At 55.7% G+C, this 18,326-nt stretch carries 15 protein-coding genes; 6 read left to right on the plus strand and 9 right to left on the minus strand.

What is annotated here, in order from left to right:
* Positions 1-4: 4 nt before the first annotated feature.
* Positions 5-205, minus strand: a complete 201-nt coding sequence (locus C1J03_RS01585) for a YdeI/OmpD-associated family protein (RefSeq protein WP_114883047.1) — start codon at positions 203-205, stop codon at positions 5-7.
* A complete protein-coding gene (polA, locus tag C1J03_RS01590) occupies positions 205-2,994 on the minus strand; it encodes a DNA polymerase I (RefSeq protein WP_114883048.1) in 2,790 nt (929 codons plus the stop codon). The genes C1J03_RS01585 and polA overlap by 1 nt, the downstream gene beginning before the upstream one ends.
* A gap of 94 nt (positions 2,995-3,088) precedes the next feature.
* Between polA and C1J03_RS25200 the strand changes: the two genes are divergently transcribed.
* Positions 3,089-3,277 carry a hypothetical protein gene (locus C1J03_RS25200; RefSeq protein WP_162798424.1) on the plus strand — a complete coding sequence of 63 codons (189 nt, stop codon included), beginning with the start codon at positions 3,089-3,091 and terminating at the stop codon, positions 3,275-3,277.
* Between the two features lie 51 nt (positions 3,278-3,328).
* On the opposite strand, the gene C1J03_RS01595 is transcribed toward C1J03_RS25200, so the two are convergent.
* The 3 genes from C1J03_RS01595 to C1J03_RS01605 all read right to left on the minus strand — a co-directional run bounded on the left by C1J03_RS01595 (position 3,329) and on the right by C1J03_RS01605 (position 5,894).
* Positions 3,329-3,508 carry a zinc-finger domain-containing protein gene (locus C1J03_RS01595; RefSeq protein ID WP_114883049.1) on the minus strand — a complete coding sequence of 60 codons (180 nt, stop codon included), beginning with the start codon at positions 3,506-3,508 and terminating at the stop codon, positions 3,329-3,331.
* A gap of 78 nt (positions 3,509-3,586) precedes the next feature.
* Positions 3,587-4,051 (minus strand): DUF1203 domain-containing protein, encoded by a 465-nt coding sequence (locus C1J03_RS01600; RefSeq protein WP_114888793.1) that lies wholly within the window; start codon positions 4,049-4,051, stop codon positions 3,587-3,589.
* Between the two features lie 49 nt (positions 4,052-4,100).
* Positions 4,101-5,894 (minus strand): alpha/beta fold hydrolase, encoded by a 1,794-nt coding sequence (locus C1J03_RS01605; protein ID WP_114883050.1) that lies wholly within the window; start codon positions 5,892-5,894, stop codon positions 4,101-4,103.
* Positions 5,895-6,359: 465 nt separating this feature from the next.
* Here C1J03_RS01605 and gpmI point away from each other — a divergent pair, with 465 nt between their 5' ends.
* Genes gpmI through C1J03_RS01620 form a run of 3 tightly spaced genes read left to right on the plus strand, consistent with a single transcriptional unit; the run spans position 6,360 to position 10,354 of the window.
* Positions 6,360-7,877 (plus strand): 2,3-bisphosphoglycerate-independent phosphoglycerate mutase, encoded by a 1,518-nt coding sequence (gene gpmI / locus C1J03_RS01610; RefSeq protein ID WP_114883051.1) that lies wholly within the window; start codon positions 6,360-6,362, stop codon positions 7,875-7,877.
* Positions 7,874-9,016: a murein hydrolase activator EnvC family protein gene (locus C1J03_RS01615; RefSeq protein ID WP_114883052.1), complete on the plus strand. Its 1,143-nt coding sequence runs from the start codon at positions 7,874-7,876 to the stop codon at positions 9,014-9,016. Before gpmI ends, C1J03_RS01615 begins: the two co-directional genes overlap by 4 nt.
* Before the next feature lie 3 nt (positions 9,017-9,019).
* Positions 9,020-10,354: a S41 family peptidase gene (locus C1J03_RS01620; protein WP_114883053.1), complete on the plus strand. Its 1,335-nt coding sequence runs from the start codon at positions 9,020-9,022 to the stop codon at positions 10,352-10,354.
* Positions 10,355-10,554: 200 nt separating this feature from the next.
* On the opposite strand, the gene C1J03_RS01625 is transcribed toward C1J03_RS01620, so the two are convergent.
* From C1J03_RS01625 to ilvD, 4 genes are all read right to left on the minus strand, one after another.
* A complete protein-coding gene (locus C1J03_RS01625; RefSeq protein ID WP_114883054.1) occupies positions 10,555-10,926 on the minus strand; it encodes a hypothetical protein in 372 nt (123 codons plus the stop codon).
* A gap of 9 nt (positions 10,927-10,935) precedes the next feature.
* Positions 10,936-11,709, minus strand: coding sequence for a DUF6478 family protein (locus C1J03_RS01630; protein ID WP_114883055.1), 774 nt, complete (start codon positions 11,707-11,709; stop codon positions 10,936-10,938).
* An 81-nt stretch (positions 11,710-11,790) separates the two neighbouring features.
* Entirely contained in the window at positions 11,791-12,243 is a 453-nt protein-coding gene (locus tag C1J03_RS01635) for a hypothetical protein (RefSeq protein ID WP_114883056.1), read from the minus strand.
* Between the two features lie 118 nt (positions 12,244-12,361).
* Positions 12,362-14,128, minus strand: a complete 1,767-nt coding sequence (gene ilvD, locus C1J03_RS01640; protein WP_114883057.1) for a dihydroxy-acid dehydratase — start codon at positions 14,126-14,128, stop codon at positions 12,362-12,364.
* 141 nt (positions 14,129-14,269) lie between these two features.
* On the opposite strand from ilvD, the gene C1J03_RS01645 reads away from it, so the two are divergent.
* Together C1J03_RS01645 and C1J03_RS01650 are read left to right on the plus strand one after the other, a co-directional pair.
* A complete protein-coding gene (locus C1J03_RS01645) occupies positions 14,270-17,377 on the plus strand; it encodes an ABC transporter transmembrane domain-containing protein (RefSeq protein ID WP_114883058.1) in 3,108 nt (1,035 codons plus the stop codon).
* Positions 17,374-18,270 carry a CPBP family intramembrane glutamic endopeptidase gene (locus C1J03_RS01650; protein ID WP_114883059.1) on the plus strand — a complete coding sequence of 299 codons (897 nt, stop codon included), beginning with the start codon at positions 17,374-17,376 and terminating at the stop codon, positions 18,268-18,270. Before C1J03_RS01645 ends, C1J03_RS01650 begins: the two co-directional genes overlap by 4 nt.
* Positions 18,271-18,326 lie beyond the last annotated feature (56 nt).

An 18,326-nucleotide genomic window follows, 5' to 3' on the forward strand; every position in this document is an offset into this window, starting at 1 on the left:
TTGCTTATTGAAGGGCGCTCGGCGGCAGACCTTTGCCCGCGTGCCGTGCGACATCGTCGATCCGTTTTGATCGCGCGGTTGTCGTTTTTGCGGTCTCAATCCAGTCAAGCGCGTCCTGTTTCAGCTCTTCTGAATACGCGTCCCACCCGCTGCGTGCGCTGGTCTCGTCGAGGGCTTGTGAGAGGTCTTCAGGTAGTTCAGTCATCAATGTGCCTCCGCCCAATTGGCACCAGTGCCAGCATCCACAGTCAGTTTCACATCCAGCTTTACCACTGGGTCGCAGGCGTTTTCCATCACGTCGCGGGCGGCTGCGATGAGTTTGTCCTGGGCCCCTGCTTCGACTTCGAACAAGAGTTCATCATGTACCTGCAACAGCATCGTTGCCGGCAGGTCGGCGATGGCATCCGGCATCCGGATCATCGCGCGCCGGATTACGTCGGCTGCCGTGCCTTGAATAGGCGCATTGATCGCTGCGCGCTGGGCGAAGCCGGCACGCGGGCCACCTGCTGAAATCTCAGGCGTGTTGATCTTGCGGCCGAACAACGTCTGGACGTAGCCGTGTTCTTTGGCAAAGGCCTTGGTGTCATCCATATACGTCCGAATGCCCGGAAAGCGCTCAAAGTAACGGTCGATGAACCCCTGTGCTTCACTGCGCGGAATGCGCAGGTTGCGGGCCAAGCCAAAGCCGGAAATGCCGTAGATCACGCCAAAGTTAATCGCCTTGGCGCGGCGGCGGATGTCTGGCGTCATCTCGTCCATCGGCACATCGAACATCTCGGAAGCGGTCATGGCATGGATGTCATGACCTTTCTTGAACGCATCCTTGAGCGCGGGAATATCGGCGATATGTGCCAAAATCCGCAGCTCGATCTGGGAGTAATCCAGCGCCACCAGCACCTTGCCTGGTTCTGCGATAAAGGCCTCGCGGATACGGCGGCCTTCCTCGGTGCGGATTGGGATGTTTTGCAAGTTTGGATCGGTGGAGGCCAATCGCCCGGTGCTGGCACCTGCAATTGAATAGGACGTGTGCACGCGGCCCGTGTCCTTGTTGATGTGGTCCTGTAACGCGTCCGTATAGGTTGATTTCAATTTGCTAAGCTGGCGCCAGTCCAGCACACGCGCGGGCAACTCATGCTCGGTAGCCAAATCTTCAAGCACGTCGGCACCGGTGGCATAGGCCCCCGTCTTGCCCTTTTTACCACCCTCAAGCGACATCTCATCAAAGAGGATTTCACCCAGCTGCTTAGGGCTGCCGACGTTGAATTTGCGCCCGGCGAGTCCGTAGATTTCATCCTCAAGCCCGGCCATTTTTTGAGCAAAGGCGTTGGACATCCGGCTGAGCGCATCGCGATCAACCTTGATGCCAGCCCGTTCCATCTTGGCCAAGATAGGCACAAGGGGGCGCTCTAGCGTTTCATAAACACGGGTTGTTTGTGCGCGGTGTAGTAGCGGCTTGAACATCTGCCAAAGGCGCAGCGTAATATCTGCGTCTTCAGCGGCATAGGCGACGGCATCAGACAGTGGCACTTTGTCAAAGGTGATCGCCGATTTGCCGACCCCCAACAGAGGTTTGATCGGGATTGGGGTATGGTTCAGATAGCGATCGGACAGGGTGTCCATCCCGTGGCCATGCAGTCCCGCATGCATCGCATAAGACATTAGCATTGTGTCATCAAATGGCGCAACAGTGATGCCGATTTGGGCAAATATCTTGGCATCATACTTCATGTTTTGCCCGATCTTGAGGATGCTCGGATCCTCCAACATCGGGGTCAGCATTTGCAACACTTCCTCGGTGGGCATCTGCCCCTCGGCCAGATCATCCGAGCCAAAAAGATCATCCGCACGGCTCGCCTTGTGAATCAGCGGGATATAACACGCGGTGCCCGCCTCAACGGCGAGTGAAATGCCCACCAGATCTGCGATCATCTCATCCAGACCTGTGGTTTCTGTATCCACGGCGACATAGCCACGCTCGTAAATCTGGTCGATCCATTTTTGCAGCGCGGCGGCATCGCTCACCTGTTCGTAGTTCGCGGCATCAAATGGCACATCCGCCAAGAGTGCTGCATCCGCAGAGACTGGTGCATCGACAATAACAGGGGCCTCGCGCCCCATCTGATCAGCGACCCGTTTGGTGAGGGTGCGGAATTCCATCTCGGCCAGAAACGCTAGGAGTTTTTCGGGGTCGGGATCGCGGACCTCAAGATCATCCAGCGTGAAATCCAAGGGTGTTTTATCGTCCAAGAGCACCAGCCGACGCGACAGCCGGATTTGCTCAACATTATTGATCAGGGTTTCGCGACGTTTGGGCTGCTTGATCTCGCCGGCGCGTTCCAGAAGCGTTTCCAGATCGCCGTATTCGTTGATCAGCAAGGCGGCCGTCTTAATCCCGATACCTGGTGCGCCCGGCACGTTGTCCACGCTGTCACCCGCAAGTGCCTGCACATCAACCACACGTTCCGGATAGACGCCAAATTTGGCAAATACACCGTCGCGGTCAATATGATTGTTCTTCATCGCATCGAACATTTCGACCCCGCCACCGACCAGCTGCATCAGATCCTTGTCCGAACTAATGATCGTGCAGCGCCCCCCGGCCTCACGCGCTTGAACCGAAAGGGTGGCGATGATGTCGTCCGCCTCATAGCCTTCCTTTTCCTCACAGGCGATGTTGAAGGCGATGGTCGCTGCGCGCGTCAGCGGCATTTGCGGACGCAGGTCTTCGGGCATGGCCTCGCGGTTGGCTTTGTAGAGGTCGTACATTTCGTTTCGAAACGTGTGACTGCCTTTGTCAAAGATCACTGCCACATGGGTGACATCACTGCCAATGTTGCCATCCACATAGCGCTGCAACATGTTACAAAAGCCCGAAACAGCCCCAATCGGAAGCCCGTCAGATTTGCGCGTCAAAGGCGGCAAGGCATGGTAGGCGCGAAAGATAAACGCCGAGCCGTCGATCAGATGCAGATGGTGGCCTTTGCCGAAACTCATGACGCGTTCTCCTTTGGAATGCCCCCTTTTGCCACGGCCCCGGCGGGCTCGCCAGTGCTGTTTCGCTCTTGTGGACCCGTAGGCCTGAAAGAAAGTGAGGGACAATGCGCCGGGATCGGACCGTCATGTCCAGATGCCAAAGCGCAGCACCGTCTTTGATCCAAAGGGTGCAGGTTTGCGTGATGTGGAGCTGGACACGCATGCGATCGAAACACGAGGCGGTCATCCCAATCATGTTGAGCTTTTAGTCTTTTGGCAAAAGCCACACCGCGTCGAAGGTTAGGTTAGAATACAAAGTTATAAACGCAGGCCCCCGTTTAACGGGCAGTCTGCCTCAGACCTTGCCCTCAAATTCCTCAAGGATGAATTTGCAGTCGCAGTAGCCGCATTCAACAAAACCCTTGTCTGCCGGGATTTGAAGCCAGACCCGTGGATGCCCCAATGCGCCTTCGCCGCCATCACAGGCGATGCGGTTGGTGTTCACGATCCGGGTTTCGGGGGCAGGGGCTGTCATGGGCGTTCCTCAGCGGGCATTTACCCGTCCCGTTATGACCAATGCGGAGGTGCGGGGCAAGGGCCAGCGAGGGAGTGCTTAACTGCGGTCAATCCGTGCGGAATAACAATTGTTACGGGCAGATCGCACGTGAATATAGGCCACGCTAGGGTCGTTGAAAACTGTTTCGGCACGGGTTGGGATATCGCCTGCCAAAGTGATCGCCCCGGTTCCATAGACAATGCGGTCCGTGGCATCATACCCCTTAAGCAGATAGTCCGGTGAGCTTTGCAAAACTTGTGGCAGATCCGTCCCGCCGCCGCGCGCACAACTGTCGGCACATAGAAAGATCGGACCGGTTTCGGCGTAAGGATGCACACCGTCGAACGGCTTATGCGCGAGCACCAACATCTTGGCACCAGCGGGAATGTTGCGCAGGCAATGCCGGCACGGGTTGCCGCCCCCATCGGACACATGGTTTTCGGGCGGCTGACCGTGGGCGTCGGGAGCGCCGGACTGGTAAGCGCGCACAGTAGCGGTGGGTAGGGCAGTGAATGTGATCATGTCTTTGGCTCCGTTGGTTTCAAAATCACCATAGGATCGGCCGCCCAATTCACCGACCCGGAACCTGCGCATAGGTCTCGGGCTTTTCTCCGTCACGCAAGGCACATAATGCGCGCACCAGATGACCGGGATGCCGGTAAAATAACAACTGGCCTGTGTTTTCCATGACTTCCAGTGTGACCTTCTCTGCGTGACGTGCTGCGAAATCACGGACCGAGGATGCACTCACAACCGGATCACTTTCACCGTGTAGCAAGTGGATTGGGACGTCATGGCCCGTCACAAGATGCGTCCAGTCTTTCACCACATTCTTACCATCAGCCTCAAAAGCGCGGTGTCCCTGCTGGGTTGCAAAACGGTAACCCGACAGGACCAGATCGCGGGTTTCAGGGTCGCGGGTCATCGCCAGATCATCCGGGGCGCTTTCATAGAGCGAATGAAGGAATTGCGGCCCGCCACCGTTGTCGATTTGGCTGACGCCCGCGCGCAAGACAAAGGGCAAGATCGCCGGTGTGAACCTTGAGGTGTAGGCTACAAGCCGTTGGCGCTTTGACATCGTCGCGAACTGCTGAATGGAGAGAATTGGCACCCCTCCAGATACGTTCAGGATTGCGCGAAATGTTCCCTGCGGCAAGGTGCTGGCTGCGGCATTTGCGTAAATAGAGCCAGCCATGTGGCCCAACAGAATGGGCTGTTCTAGCTGCATATGTGTGATCATTTGGCCAAGGTCTTGGGCATATCGTTCAGGAGCATTCTCAGGTGTATCTGCGCGGCCGGCGGCATTGCCAAAATACGGGCGGATCGGACAAATCAGGTGCAGGTTGTTGCGTTCAATCTCTTCCTGCATGGCTTTGCTGAGCGCCGTGCCATCCAACATCCCATGTAGAAAGATCACAGGATATCCGTCTGGATTGCCAAAATGGTCCACCGGCATCGTGCGTCCGGGCAACACAATGGCGCTGACCCGCTGCGCATTAGAACCTTGGCTCTCCGTCGCATCAGGGTTCTGTTCGGCCACGCGCATGATTGAGTGCATCAGGCGGACTAGTTCTGATTGAGCGTTGCTGTGGGTTTTGGCCATGATGCTCTTGATCTGCGTGCGGACCGTCGAAACGGCGTTGCCACGCAGTTCAGCAATATCCCCAGCACCACGTCCGTCCGCAATCTGTTCACAAATCTCGATTTCGGTCGGGCTGAGCGCATATCCTTCCCGAAGCATCCTCGTCATCGCAGGGGGCCATTCGGGGGCAACCTTTGTAATGATCAACACGGCGTCCCCTGGCGGATCGGTCATAACTTGCGCTACAAGATGCTGACGTTGGCCTTTGCGTCCCTTTGCGTTGGCATGGATCACCAAGGGGCCTATCTGCTTGCCGGTTGCTGGGTCTTCGAGTGCTGCGGCCATCTCATACAGCCGCTCAGCTTGCTCCGACTCCAAGGCCAAATCATCAATACTGGCCTGATGTGGGAGGGCAAAAAGCTCAGTTGCAGCAGCAGTTGTCCAAACAAGTTGGCCTTTGGTGTCGACAAGGATCTGGAAATTGCGCGCTTTGCTTGACGTGGTGCCGCCGGTCCTTGGGTCAGGGCGGCCGATCTGATCGAGAAGTTGCTCTGCGATTTCAAAATGCGCAGTAATTTCGGGACGATTTAGCGCCTCTGCTTGAGTCGTATCAGCTTTCCGCAATGTCGCCAACTCAGCCAACTGCTCAGAAATGTAGGCATCCCACTCTCCCATGAAGCTGTCATAGGTCTGTGGTTGTAGAGCAATTCTATAGATGCTTTCGACCAATCGGTCGTGATGAGGCCCGTCATTCGCGACTAATTTCGATTCGGTTCTAGGCATGCGGGAAATCCGTATTTTAGGGCGGGAATCTCGAAAATTCTCTATACCTCAAATAGGGTATCCAGCCAAATATTCGTGCAATTCCCGCGCGCTTAACGCTTGCGCGTCGGCGGGGGACACACCTGAACCTTGCGACAATCCGCCTATCCTGAGAAAATATTAAGCATATTCAATGAATTTTAATGGTTCGTTTTTGTGCTAAGTTTTTTTCTCCCCAAGGTGGGGAGCGCGCAATGGCAATCCGGTTGATGACTTCGTTATCGACCACGTTCTTTTCCTATTTTGGTTAAGAATGCGGATAGTTGTTACGATGCACTCCTTCGGTTGCGCGTCAGTGCGCCGAAGCCTTGGGGACAATTCTTTACCACTTTTGCAGCATATTTTTGCGCTGTCGGCGAAAGAGGTTCACCCCAACCGCCCCTTTGGCTAAAAGGCCCTTGACCCATCGTCAGGAGCCTGCCCAAAATGCCCATCCCAAAGCCTGTCGTCTTATGCATCCTTGATGGGTGGGGTTTGAGCAATACTTCGGAAGGCAATGCGCCGTTGCTGGCGCGTACCCCGGTTATCGATGCCATTATGGCCGGCTCTCCAAACGCGACGTTGATTACCCACGGCCCGGACGTGGGACTGCCGCGCGGACAGATGGGTAACTCCGAAGTGGGCCATACTAATATTGGTGCCGGTCGTGTGGTCGCAATGGATCTGGGCCAGATTGACCTTGAGATCGAAGAAGACAGATTTGCGGATCATCCGCCCCTGCGCGCATTTATTGATGCGCTCAAATCGAGTGGCGGCACGGCGCATCTAATGGGCGTTGTGTCGGACGGGGGTGTTCATGGCCATATCTCTCATATGATTGCTGCGGCTAAGGCGCTGGATGCAGCCGGCTTGCCTGTTGTGATCCATGCATTGACTGATGGGCGCGATGTTTCCCCGAAATCTGCACAAACTTACCTGAAAACACTGGAAGAGGCGTTGCCAACAAAGGTCCGGGTTGTGTCTGTCACGGGGCGGTATTTTGCATTGGACCGCGACAACCGCTGGGACCGTGTATCAAGCGCTTATGATGCAATCATTCGCGGGAAGGGAAACAACGCAGCAACCGCGCAAGACGCAATTGCTGCGTCCTACGCTGACGGTAAAACCGATGAATTTGTCCCTGCATCCGTGATTGGCGACTACGCTGGAGCACGCGATGGCGACGGATTTTTCTGTCTAAACTTTCGAGCCGACCGCGCCCGCGAAGTTATGGCAGCCATTGGTGCGCCCAAATTCGACAGTTTCGACCGGGGAGCCAAGATAGAATGGGCCGCATTAATGGGCATGGCGGAATACTCCGAGAGCCATGCCGCATATATGACTGTGATGTACCCAAAGCCTGAGATCGTGAACACCTTAGGCGCATGGGTTGCGGCGAAAGGGTTGCGTCAGTTCCGGTTGGCTGAGACTGAGAAGTATCCGCATGTGACCTTCTTTTTGAACGGCGGCGAAGAAGCTCCTGTGCAGGGTGAGGATAGGTTCATGCCCAAATCCCCTGACGTGGCAACGTATGATATGCAGCCAGAAATGTCCTCAGTCCAGGTTACCGAGAAATTCGTTGAAGCGATTGGTGCCGGTTATGATTTGATCGTCGTCAACTACGCCAACCCCGATATGGTCGGCCATACAGGCGATCTGGATGCTGCTATCGCTGCTTGTGAGGCTGTCGATACTGGGTTGGGTGCCGTGGTTGAGGCCCTTAAACAAGCCGGAGGGGCAATGATCGTAACCGCGGATCATGGCAATTGCGAAATGATGATTGATCCTGAAACAGGCGGACCACACACGGCCCATACGCTTAACTTGGTGCCTGTCGCGGTGGTCGGTGGGCCGGACGGGGCCGTGCTGCGAAATGGTCGGCTGGCTGACCTGGCACCAACAGTGCTGGCGCTCATGGGGCTTGATCAACCTGCGGAAATGACCGGAGAGAACCTGCTTTCATGATCCGCCACATTGTTCTGCTATGTAGTTATCTGTTGGCAGCCACGCCGCTGGCAGCGCAATCTGATCCCGCGTCAGAGGCCCGCGCCGCAATGGCGTTGGTGAGCGATGCGGCAATTCAACTTGATGCAGCAGAGGGCGCGCGGAACCGGGTCAAGGCGTTGACCGAAACAATTCAGGCATTCGAAACCGGACTTGGTGCCATGCGAACCGGCCTGCGCGAAGTCGCAATTCGCGAGGCTCAGCTAAGCGCGCGGTTGCAGACCCGTGATACCGAAGTGGCTCAATTACTGGCCGTTCTACAAAGCATTGGAACAACCGGAACACCAACGGCGCTGTTGCATCCCCAAGGTCCGACGGGGACTGCGCGCGCAGGGATGCTGCTGGCTGAATTGACGCCAGCGCTCAATCAGCGTGCTGATCAGCTGCGCCAAGACCTCGAAGATGTGCAAACTTTACAGATGTTGCAGACCGACGCGGCCAACAGGCTCAGCGATGGGTTGCGGCAGTTGCAAGAGGCGCGCGCCGCACTCAATCAAGCGATGGCAAACCGCACTGACCTGCCGAGCCGCTTTACCGCTGACCCTGTCCGGACCGCGATCTTGATTGCATCCACCGAAACGCTCGACGGGTTTGCAAGCGGTCTCTCTGAGATTGTCTCTGAAGAAAACCTATCCGTTGAAACGCCGCTCTCAATCGAGGCCGAAGCGGGCAGCCTGCCGCTGCCAGTCCAAGGGCTGATCCTACGCCGGTCAGGCGAAGCAGATGCCGCGGGCGTAGTTCGCCCTGGGGTTCTGATTGCAACGCGGCCCCGTGCGATTGTCACAACGCCGGTCGCCGCCACGATCCGCTATTCCGGGCCGCTGCTCGACTTTGGAAACGTCATGATCCTTGAGCCACAGTCGGATACACTGTTTGTGCTGGCGGGTATGGATGTGATCTATGGCGAAGCGGGCCAGGTGCTGGCATCGGGGACCCCTGTGGGTCTCATGGGTGGCCCCGAAGGCTCATTGAGCGGTGAATTGTCAACAGATGGTGATGATGCTGGTACAGAGCGGCCAGAAACGCTCTATATGGAAGTTAGAAAGAACAATATTCCTCAGAACCCCGAGGATTGGTTTAAAATCGGCAAGGATGGATAGCAGATGAAGAAATTCGTGATGGCAGCACTGGGCGGCACCGTTGCCGGCGTGTTGGCGACAACGCAGATCGCAGGGCCTCTGCTTGCACAGGAGTCTGCAAAGACCTCCAATGTTTATGAACAACTAGACCTTTTTGGCGATATCTTTGAGCGTATTCGCGCACAATACGTTGAAGAAGTAGAGCCCGGCGAGCTGGTCGAAGCCGCTATTCAGGGCATGCTGACGTCGCTGGATCCACATTCGAGCTATTTGTCGCCCAAAGACGCGTTGAAAATGCGCGAACAGACGCGTGGCGAATTTGGTGGTTTGGGTATCGAAGTTTCGCAAGATGAGGGCTTTGTTAAAGTCATCTCACCCATCGACGGCACGCCCGCCGACGAAGCGGGGATCGAGTCTGGCGATTTTATCACACATGTTGATGGCGAAAGCCTGCTGGGTCTGACGCTTGATGACGCGGTTGAACTGATGCGTGGCCCGGTTGGGTCTGAGATCATTATCACCGTCGTGCGCGAAGGCGAGTCGGAGCCATTTGATGTCTCAATCATCCGTGACACCATTGAGCTGACAGCGGTACGTGCACGTACCGAAGGCGACACGGTCGTGCTGCGCCTGACGACGTTCAACGAACAGACCTATCCGAAAATGAAAGAAAACCTCGAAAAATTGGTCGAGGAAGCCGGCGGGATGGACAAGGTAAACGGTTTTGTCATCGATTTGCGCAACAACCCCGGCGGCTTGCTGAACCAAGCGATTGCTGTGTCGGATGCGTTCCTTGAAGAAGGCGAGATCGTCAGTACGCGGGGACGCGATGTGGCCGATGGCGAGCGTTTCAACGCCAAACCGGGCGACCTGACTGGCGGCAAGCCGATTGTGGTGCTGATTAACGGGGGCTCTGCCTCAGCGTCCGAGATTGTTGCTGGTGCGTTGCAAGATCACCGCCGTGCGGTGGTCGTGGGCACTAAGAGCTTTGGCAAAGGGTCGGTCCAGACGGTCATGCCATTGCGCGGTGAAGGTGCGATGCGCCTGACCACAGCGCGGTATTACACGCCATCGGGTCGGTCGATCCAGGCGCTGGGTGTGTCACCTGACATTGTTGTGGTTCAGCCCCGTCGCCGTGCTGAAGACGAAGAAACTGATGAAGCACCACGTCGCTCACGCTCGGAAGCAGATCTGCGCGGAAGCTTGAACAACGACAGCCTGAGCGAGGACGAGATCAAGCAGATTGAAGCCGACCGTGCCAAGGCCGACACAGCCGCGGCACTGCGCGAAGAGGATTATCAACTGGCCTATGCCATCGATATCCTCACTGGCCTTTCCGCGCTTGGCCCCAACGACTAAGCAGCGTTGTTAATATAGACAGAAAGGCCCGTCAGCGATGGCGGGCCTTTTTCGTTTCGACTCAATTTGATCGAACCGGATGGGCAGCCGAGTTGAAGAAATGATTGGTTTGCTGGGTTAGATACTACAATCGCGGAACAACCCAGGTCTACTGAACAATTCATCACCCTTTTTGAAGCAAATCTACAGAGCAGGTTGGCTTACATTGTCTCCAGACAATGGCGGCGAAAGGCGCGCTTGAGCATGTCCAATTCGTCGCGCAAAAGGTTAATTTCAGCGCGCATGTCGTCGCCCAAAGCCTCGCCGGCCATCAATGTGATGCTGCCGATTTGCTCTTGTCTGGCCTGATCTTGAATCAGCAGGGTCTGAATGCCATCGGCAATCGCTTCTTGTGGGATCGGAATTTGGACTAACCAGTGCGCCTGCTCAGCGCTGTGGTTGAGGCTTACGCTCTCGACGGGTTTGCCCAGATGCGTCACTGCGATCCGAGGACGGTTTTCTGCTGAGGCGGGGACAATGCCTTCCCAGACACCGTTGCGCATTTTTGTTTTGGTCAGTTCAAGCGTACTCATTGCGGTGTCCTAAAGTTGGGCGCGGGGCCGTCGCGAGAATGTCAGGTCGCGTAAGACAACCTGGTTCATCTCGGGGCCTTCAAAGATCAGGTCAATCCACGCACCCTCGACGCGGCGTTCATTCAGGTTGGAATATGCCAAATCAAACTCCACCGTGATCGCATTCTGATCCAGCGGCATTTCGCGGACAACCTGCTCGGTGTTGGGCCCGTTTTTGATGTTAAGTCGGGCAAAAATCTCAAGCGGCTTTTCCAGCTCTACAATGGCATCCATCCGCAAAAGATGATTGCGCTTGAGCCCGGTGACCCCGGCATCCGGCAAATCAATCACCAACGACAGGAACGAACCATCAAAACGAAACACATCCATCCGCAGCCCGTACGGAGCAAGATCGGCTTCGCGTGTATTGCGCAGTTGGCGCAGGGTCAGCTCTGAGACTTCGCAGTCGTGAAATAGCGTGATCTCTTTGCCCAACATAGATTTGGTCTGTACCGACGATATGCCAGGCGTGGCCAAAGGCCCACGCCACAGCTCAGGTCGCCAAGACCAATCTGCGTTATGCGGTTTAGGAAAGCTGGTGGATCCGATCATCGGCAAGGCCAACCGCGCATCAGCAATGTGAATTAACCCGTCTAGATGCGCCTTGAGCTGGCGCGCGCGCAGCCGTTGTTTGCGCAGGCTGGGCAGGTCCGCTGACATCGCAAGACGCGCCGCACGCGCCCATCTGCCGATGGAACGGGCATAGAACGCCTTGTCTAGAAAGTTACCGCCGAGTTTGGCCATCTTGCGCTGCCTTTTTGCCTGTTCGGTTAGTGTATCCAGCGAATTGGTTTCATTCAACTGAACTGCGGCATTTGACGTCGGTTATTGCGCAGGGGTCTTTTGAATGCTGCGCTGCACCAGCGAACGCAGCATGTCACGCCCTTCAACAGTTACGGCGCGCTGGGCCTTGGGACCGTAGAGCACAGCACTCATCACATGCCCCCCAATCAGGGCCACGCTGCGCCAGTGCCGGCTGTCCATGCCATCAATCGGGGAGGGGCTACGGGCTTGAAAAACTGTATAATCTTTGGATGAGCGGATGCTCTGTGGTGCGCTGACTTTTGTTGCCTTGGCGATTTGTTTTGGCGTCGGCAGCACATCAGGGGTCTCAGTTTCTGAGAAACTGACAGTGATAAACCCAAATGGTGCGTTCCTACTGCTGGTATTGGCCCCAAGCACGTCGCAGCGCGCCAGTAACGCAAAGTTCGATTTCAAACTTTTGCGGTCGATGCAGTAGCCTCGGGGCGGCACAAGTGCGACCGCCCCTTCCATCATCAATGCCTGACCCAGGGGTGCCTTGCCTTTGGTTGAGCCTACGAGGCCCGGAAAAGCTGTGTTTCCCGTGGTCTCGCAGCCTGCAAGCAGGATTATGCAAAGGATGAAGGCCCGCAGATTAAAGGTCCATGTAGTCGTGACGCTCCAATTTTGCGCCAGGATGTGTCACCGCACCCAGATAAGTTGGCCCAACCAATTGTGCGTATTTCCACAAAGCACCAGAGGCATAAAGCGTTTCGCGCGCCCCCGTCCAAGCAGCTTTGCGCGTGGCAAGTTCATCATCCGTCAGATCCACGCTAATGGACCCCTCAATCGCGTTGAGAGTGATCTGGTCACCATTTTTCAACAGCGCAATTGGTCCGCCATGCGCGGCTTCTGGCCCCACATGCCCGACACAAAATCCGCGTGTCGCGCCAGAAAAACGTCCGTCAGTAATTAGTGCGACCTTCTTGCCCATGCCCTGACCGGACAAAGCTGCCGTCGTTGCCAGCATCTCGCGCATGCCGGGGCCGCCTGCGGGCCCTTCGTTGCGGATGACAAATACGTCGCCTTCTGAGTAAGTGCGGTTTTGCACTGCCTCAAAGGCATCTTGCTCGCATTCAAACACAAGCGCGGGGCCAGTAAACACGATGTCCTCGTCGGACATGCCCGCGATTTTAACGATGGCACCTTCAGGCGCGAGGTTACCTTTGAGGCCAACAACACCGCCCGTTTTGCTGAGAGGGGCCGCAACAGAGTGGATGACTTTGCCGTCCGCTTGGCGGGTGACTTGGTCCAGCACTTCACCCATGGAATAACCCGTTGCAGTCATGCAATCGAGATGGATGAGGCCTGCTTTGCGCAGCTCATTCATTACAACAGGGACACCGCCAGCCTCATACAGGTCTTTGGCCACATACGCCCCGCCCGGTTTCATATCGACGAAATAGGGCGTGTCGCGGAAAATTTCGCAGACGTCATCAAGGAAGAAATCGATGCCGGCTTCATGAGCCATTGCAGGCAAGTGAAGTCCTGCGTTGGTCGATCCACCAGTACAGGCGACGATACGTGCTGCGTTTTCCAATGATTGGCGCGTGACGATGTCGCGGGCGCGGATGTTTTTCTCGATCAGGTGCATAACAGCGGCACCTGACGCGCGCCCATATTCATCACGGTCCAAATAGGGCGCAGGCATGCCCGACGAATTTGGCAGCGCGAGGCCGATCGCTTCAGATACGCAAGCCATGGTGTTCGCCGTAAACTGGCCGCCACAGGCCCCTGCAGAAGGGCATGCGACGCGCTCTAGGATTTCAAGCTCGGCTTCGGTCATTGTGCCGGATTGGTAGTTGCCAACCGCTTCAAACATATCCTGAACGGTCAAGTCGCGGTCTGCAAAGGACTGGGGAACGGCAGCGCCTTTTGGGGCCTTACCTGGCAGGATTGATCCACCATACAGGAATACCGACGGTACATTCAGACGGATCATTGCCATCATCATGCCGGGCAGGGATTTGTCACACCCTGCAAGCCCAACAATCGCGTCATAGCAGTGGCCGCGCATCGTCAGTTCAACCGTGTCCGCAATCGCCTCGCGGGATGCCAACGAAGACCGCATCCCTTCGTGGCCCATGGCGATGCCGTCCGTGACAGTGATGGTGGTGAATTCACGCGGTGTGCCCTGTTCGGATTTCACACCTTCCTTGACGGCCTGCGCTTGACGGCTCAGCGCGATGTTGCACGGGGCAGCTTCGTTCCAGCAGGTCGCGACGCCAACCAAAGGCTGGTGGATTTCTTCCTCGGTCATGCCCATCGCGTAATAATACGACCGATGCGGCGCGCGTGCGGGCCCTTCGGTCACATGGCGGCTGGGCAGTTTGGATTTGTCAAAGCGGGTGTTGATAGCCATGGGGCATTCTCCGGAACAATTGGATTTGCACCGGAATAGTCCTGTGACGGTCTTGCTGCAAGTCTTGAGCGCGTCGCGTTGTATCACGAGGTCCGAACGCTTAGGTTGGAAAAACCCCGGAACCCTCCAGAAAGCCTACCCTTGGAACCAAGCATCTTCGCCTTCATCTGGAAGTACTCCAGACGCGACCAGCTATTTTTGCTGGCCTTCACGATCTTCACCTTCCCGTTTCTGTACGCCACGCTAGAGCTTCCTAAGCGGATCATTAACGACGCCATCGGTGCGTCGAGTGAGAATGTTGCGTTCTTCGGTTATTATATGACCCAGATGCAGTTGCTGCTTCTTTTGTGTTTGGCATACCTTGCCGCTGTCATTGCGCACGGGTTGATGAAAATGCGCCTCAACACCATGAAGGGCATCTTGGCAGAGCGGCTCTTGCGGCGGTTTCGCTATCAGCTGATCTCGCGGATGATGCGGTTTCCGAGCAGTTATTTCCAGACCACCAGTCAGGGCGAGCTGGTCAGCATGGTCACGTCTGAAGCTGAACCAATGGGCGGTCTGATGGGTGATGCCGTGGCGCAACCGGCGTTTCAAGCCGGGCAGATGCTGATCATCGTTGCGTTTTTGTTTATGCAATCGGTGTGGTTTGGCCTTGCTGGTATTGCACTGATTCCGTTGCAGGCGTGGATCATCCCTATGCTGCAGCGCCAGATTAACCTGCTGAACAAAGAACGCATTGTTGAGGTCCGAAACTTTTCCGCCGAAATCGGCGAGACGGCTGCAGGCATTACCGATCTGCGCACAAACGGCGGTTGGCGATTTAGGTTAGCGGGTTTTACCCAGCGTTTAGGACGGTTGTTTCAAATTCGTTTTGAGATCTACCAAAAGAAATTCTTCATGAAGTTCCTCAACAACTTCATTACGCAGCTGACACCATTTTTCTTCTATTTAGTGGGCGGTTACCTTGCCATTCGTGGCGAAATTACAGTGGGCGCTTTGGTTGCAGCACTTGCCGCCTACAAGGATCTAAGCGGTCCTTGGAAAGAGCTGTTAACCTACTACAACCAGACCCAAGATATGGCCTTGCGCTGGGAAGTTGTGATCGAACGTTTCGCTCCGAAAGGCATGATTGAGGCGGAACTTTTTGAAGGCCAGCCTGATGAGACACCACATTTGAAAGGTGACATCGCGCTGAGCAACGTCACTGTCCGCGATCACGACGGTAACACATTGCTTGACGGTCTGTCGCTGGACATCCCTGCCGGGTCGCAGGTTGCGATAAAGGTTGCCAATCAGGCAACACGCACCGCATTGGCAGAGGTCTTAACGCGCGAGATCAGTCCGCAGCGTGGGTCTGTTCGCATAGGTGAATATGATCTGGCGACGCTGCATCAGGCCGTGATTGCTGCGCGGGTCGGGTACGCCCATGCGCAGCCTTATCTCTTTAAGGGAACTATCGGCGACAACCTCTTGATGCCGCTCCGAACCAGCCCAAAGACCGTCTTGTGGGACCCAAAGCAACTTGATCGTGAAGGGATCGAGGCGCGGCGCGCGGGCAACAGCCTCGACAGCCTTGATGCTGAATGGCTCGATCCGGAGCTTGCCGGACTGCGCAGCCAAGATGATGTCGATCATTGGTGGTTTGAGTTGGCTCAGGCAATGGGGATCGATGAGCTGATGTTCCGCAGCATGTTGCATTCTAGGATGGAACAAGAAGATCACCCACAGCTCGCGCGCCGCTTAGTGGCGCTCCGTGGTGAAATACGTGAGCGCCTCAAGGCCGAGGGTTTGGACCAAGCGGTGTACCGGTTTGATCCAGAGACCTTTAACCCAGCCTTACCCTTGGGCGGCAACTTGATGTTTGCTTCCCCGCGTCGGGAAATCAGCCAATCTGCACTGGCTGGGGAAAAGAGGTTCTTGTCAATGATCATCGAACAAGGCCTCGCCGAACAGGGCATCGCGATCTCCCAGACGCTTGTCGAGACGTTGCACGAAACTTTTGGCAAGGACGGTACCAATCATCCGTTGTTCACCGCGCTTGGAATCGAAGACAGACTTTATGAACAGCTGGTGGATATCGCGCTGCGCCGCGCCAAGTCCGGAGATGGCGCTCTGACCGAAGAAGAGTTTGCGTTACTGCTAACTGTTCCCTTCGCTTTTACTGCAGAACAAATTGGCCCAGCTTTTCCAGAAAGCTTCAAAAAAGAGATCCTTGCCCTTCGCCGGACCGAGGCACCGGCTCTGCGTGAACGTGCAAAGAGTTTGTTTATTCCCATCGACCCTAGGAATTACCTGCCAAGGCTGACCTTGCTAGAAAACATGCTTTATGGCCGGATTTCGATGGTGGCAGGTGTGCAGGCTGATCTGATCGAGGATGTTGTGTCGGAAGTGTTGGAGCGCCACGATCTTAAGCAGTTGGTGTCGACGAACATCTTTGGCTTTCAGGCGACGATCGGCGGCAGCAATCTTCCAGCGGCCTTTCAGGAACGCGCAGCGTTCAGTCGGGCAGGGATCAAGCGTCCTGATCTACTGGTCTTTAACCAACCGCTGGCCAGTCAAGATACCGATGATCACGCAGAAATTCGTAACCGCCTTCACAAGCTTTTGCCTGAAACAACCCAGATCTATTTGGATGATCATTTTGATGATCCCGACAGCTTTGATTTGTTTGTTGAGATCACCAACGGCCGTCTAGAAGGTGTAGAGACACCGAGGGATGCTGACCGTGACGACGGTGTCGCGAGTGATTTGGGTCGCAAGCTATCGATCATCCAAAGTAACCCTTTGTTCATCGATTTGGATGCGCGCAGCCAACGGTTGTTAGCCTTTGCTGCGCAGTGGTTTGAAGCTCCACCGGACACGCGGATATTTACCGAAGGCGAACCCCCAGATGCGGTTTATATCTGTTTGAGCGGTCTGGCTGAACTGTCGTTTATCGATGCAGAAGGTGCGGTGCAGCTTATTTCAACCGTTGAACCGGGACGGTTGATTGGTGATCTGGCGATTATCCTCAATGAGCCACGCCAGTTGAACCTGACGACGGTAGAGGACACCACATTCCTTAGGGTGGGTGCGGATCAGTTCCGATCGGTGCTGGAGGATGACAAGGCGATCCTGCTGAGTTTGCTGCGCACCGTGGGAGGCCATCTGTCTGGTGCGGCAGAATTGTTGCGCCAAACGGGGTTGGATGTTCCGCGAGGACAACGCCCCACATCGCGTTCAATTGAAGCACCGCCCGAAAAAGAATGAGCCTTTTCTTCACATACCCCGCCCACATTCTGTTTTATGAGCCAGCGCGTGAAAAAAGCGAGCTCTGGCGGTTTGCTGTTGGCTTAGTGATGTTTGCTGCGATTTATGCGGCGTTGAGTTTGCTATTTTTTCAAGTGATGTTCTCAATCGCAGGCTCGGTTCCCAACTTGGTCAGAGATATCGAAACCGGCCGGACGGTTCTGTCGATGTACCTAACGCTGTTTAGTTTTGTGATGATGCTGATCAGCCCTGCCATTGTGGTACGCATTTTGCACCGCCGCTCTGCACTTAGCCTCTTTGGCCCCCTCACCGTCGCCATCCCACAGTTTTTCACAGTCACAGTGATGCTGATCGCTTTAGGGTTGGTTGTTGCAATCCTGCCGCCATGGGACATGGGTGGTCCACTGGTCCCCAACATGCCATTCGGCCGCTGGGCGCTGTTTTTACCGCTGTCTTTGCTGGCTGTGCTGGTGCAGGTCAGCGGCGAAGAGGTGTTCTTTCGAGGGTATATTCAACAGCAACTTGCCGCGCGGTACCGTACGCCTTGGATGTGGATGGTGCTGCCATCGCTTCTATTTGGCTTGGGCCACTACATCCCCGCAGCGGCCGGTGAGAACGCCCTGACAATTGCCATTTGGGCTGGGGTTTTCGGGTTGCTTATGGCGGACCTAACGGCCCGCGCAGGATCTATTGGTCCCGCGATTGCGGTTCACTTTTGCAATAATGTCTCAGCGATTTTGATCGTTTCTATGCCAGATCAACTCTCTGGGTTGGCGCTTTATCTTGCGCCGTTTGGTCTTGAAGACGCCGAAATGTTGGGGGCTTGGCTGCCTGTCGACTTTGCGATGATGTTTGTGTCTTGGCTGGCTGCGCGCTTGGCCTTGCGGCGCTGATTGCATTTCCCTTCGGCGCGCCTTATCTCAGTAAGCGATATTGCCCAAATAGGTCT

Origin of the sequence: Sulfitobacter sp. SK012, assembly GCF_003352085.1 — a bacterium.
Taxonomy (GTDB): Bacteria; Pseudomonadota; Alphaproteobacteria; order Rhodobacterales; family Rhodobacteraceae; genus Sulfitobacter.

Bases quoted from the DNA above. Each gene is read 5' to 3' on its own strand.
- C1J03_RS01595 (WP_114883049.1), bottom strand. From the start codon at position 3,508: ATGACAGCCCCTGCCCCCGAAACCCGGATCGTGAACACCAACCGCATC.
- ilvD (WP_114883057.1), bottom strand. From the start codon at position 14,128: ATGGCTATCAACACCCGCTTTGACAAATCCAAACTGCCCAGCCGCCAT.
- C1J03_RS01625 (WP_114883054.1), bottom strand. From the start codon at position 10,926: ATGAGTACGCTTGAACTGACCAAAACAAAAATGCGCAACGGTGTCTGG.
- C1J03_RS01630 (WP_114883055.1), bottom strand. From the start codon at position 11,709: ATGGCCAAACTCGGCGGTAACTTTCTAGACAAGGCGTTCTATGCCCGT.
- C1J03_RS01635 (WP_114883056.1), bottom strand. From the start codon at position 12,243: ATGATGGAAGGGGCGGTCGCACTTGTGCCGCCCCGAGGCTACTGCATC.
- C1J03_RS01585 (WP_114883047.1), bottom strand. From the start codon at position 205: ATGACTGAACTACCTGAAGACCTCTCACAAGCCCTCGACGAGACCAGC.
- C1J03_RS01650 (WP_114883059.1), top strand. From the start codon at position 17,374: ATGAGCCTTTTCTTCACATACCCCGCCCACATTCTGTTTTATGAGCCA.
- gpmI (WP_114883051.1), top strand. From the start codon at position 6,360: ATGCCCATCCCAAAGCCTGTCGTCTTATGCATCCTTGATGGGTGGGGT.
- C1J03_RS01600 (WP_114888793.1), bottom strand. From the start codon at position 4,051: ATGATCACATTCACTGCCCTACCCACCGCTACTGTGCGCGCTTACCAG.
- C1J03_RS01620 (WP_114883053.1), top strand. From the start codon at position 9,020: ATGAAGAAATTCGTGATGGCAGCACTGGGCGGCACCGTTGCCGGCGTG.
- C1J03_RS01605 (WP_114883050.1), bottom strand. From the start codon at position 5,894: ATGCCTAGAACCGAATCGAAATTAGTCGCGAATGACGGGCCTCATCAC.
- polA (WP_114883048.1), bottom strand. From the start codon at position 2,994: ATGAGTTTCGGCAAAGGCCACCATCTGCATCTGATCGACGGCTCGGCG.
- C1J03_RS01615 (WP_114883052.1), top strand. From the start codon at position 7,874: ATGATCCGCCACATTGTTCTGCTATGTAGTTATCTGTTGGCAGCCACG.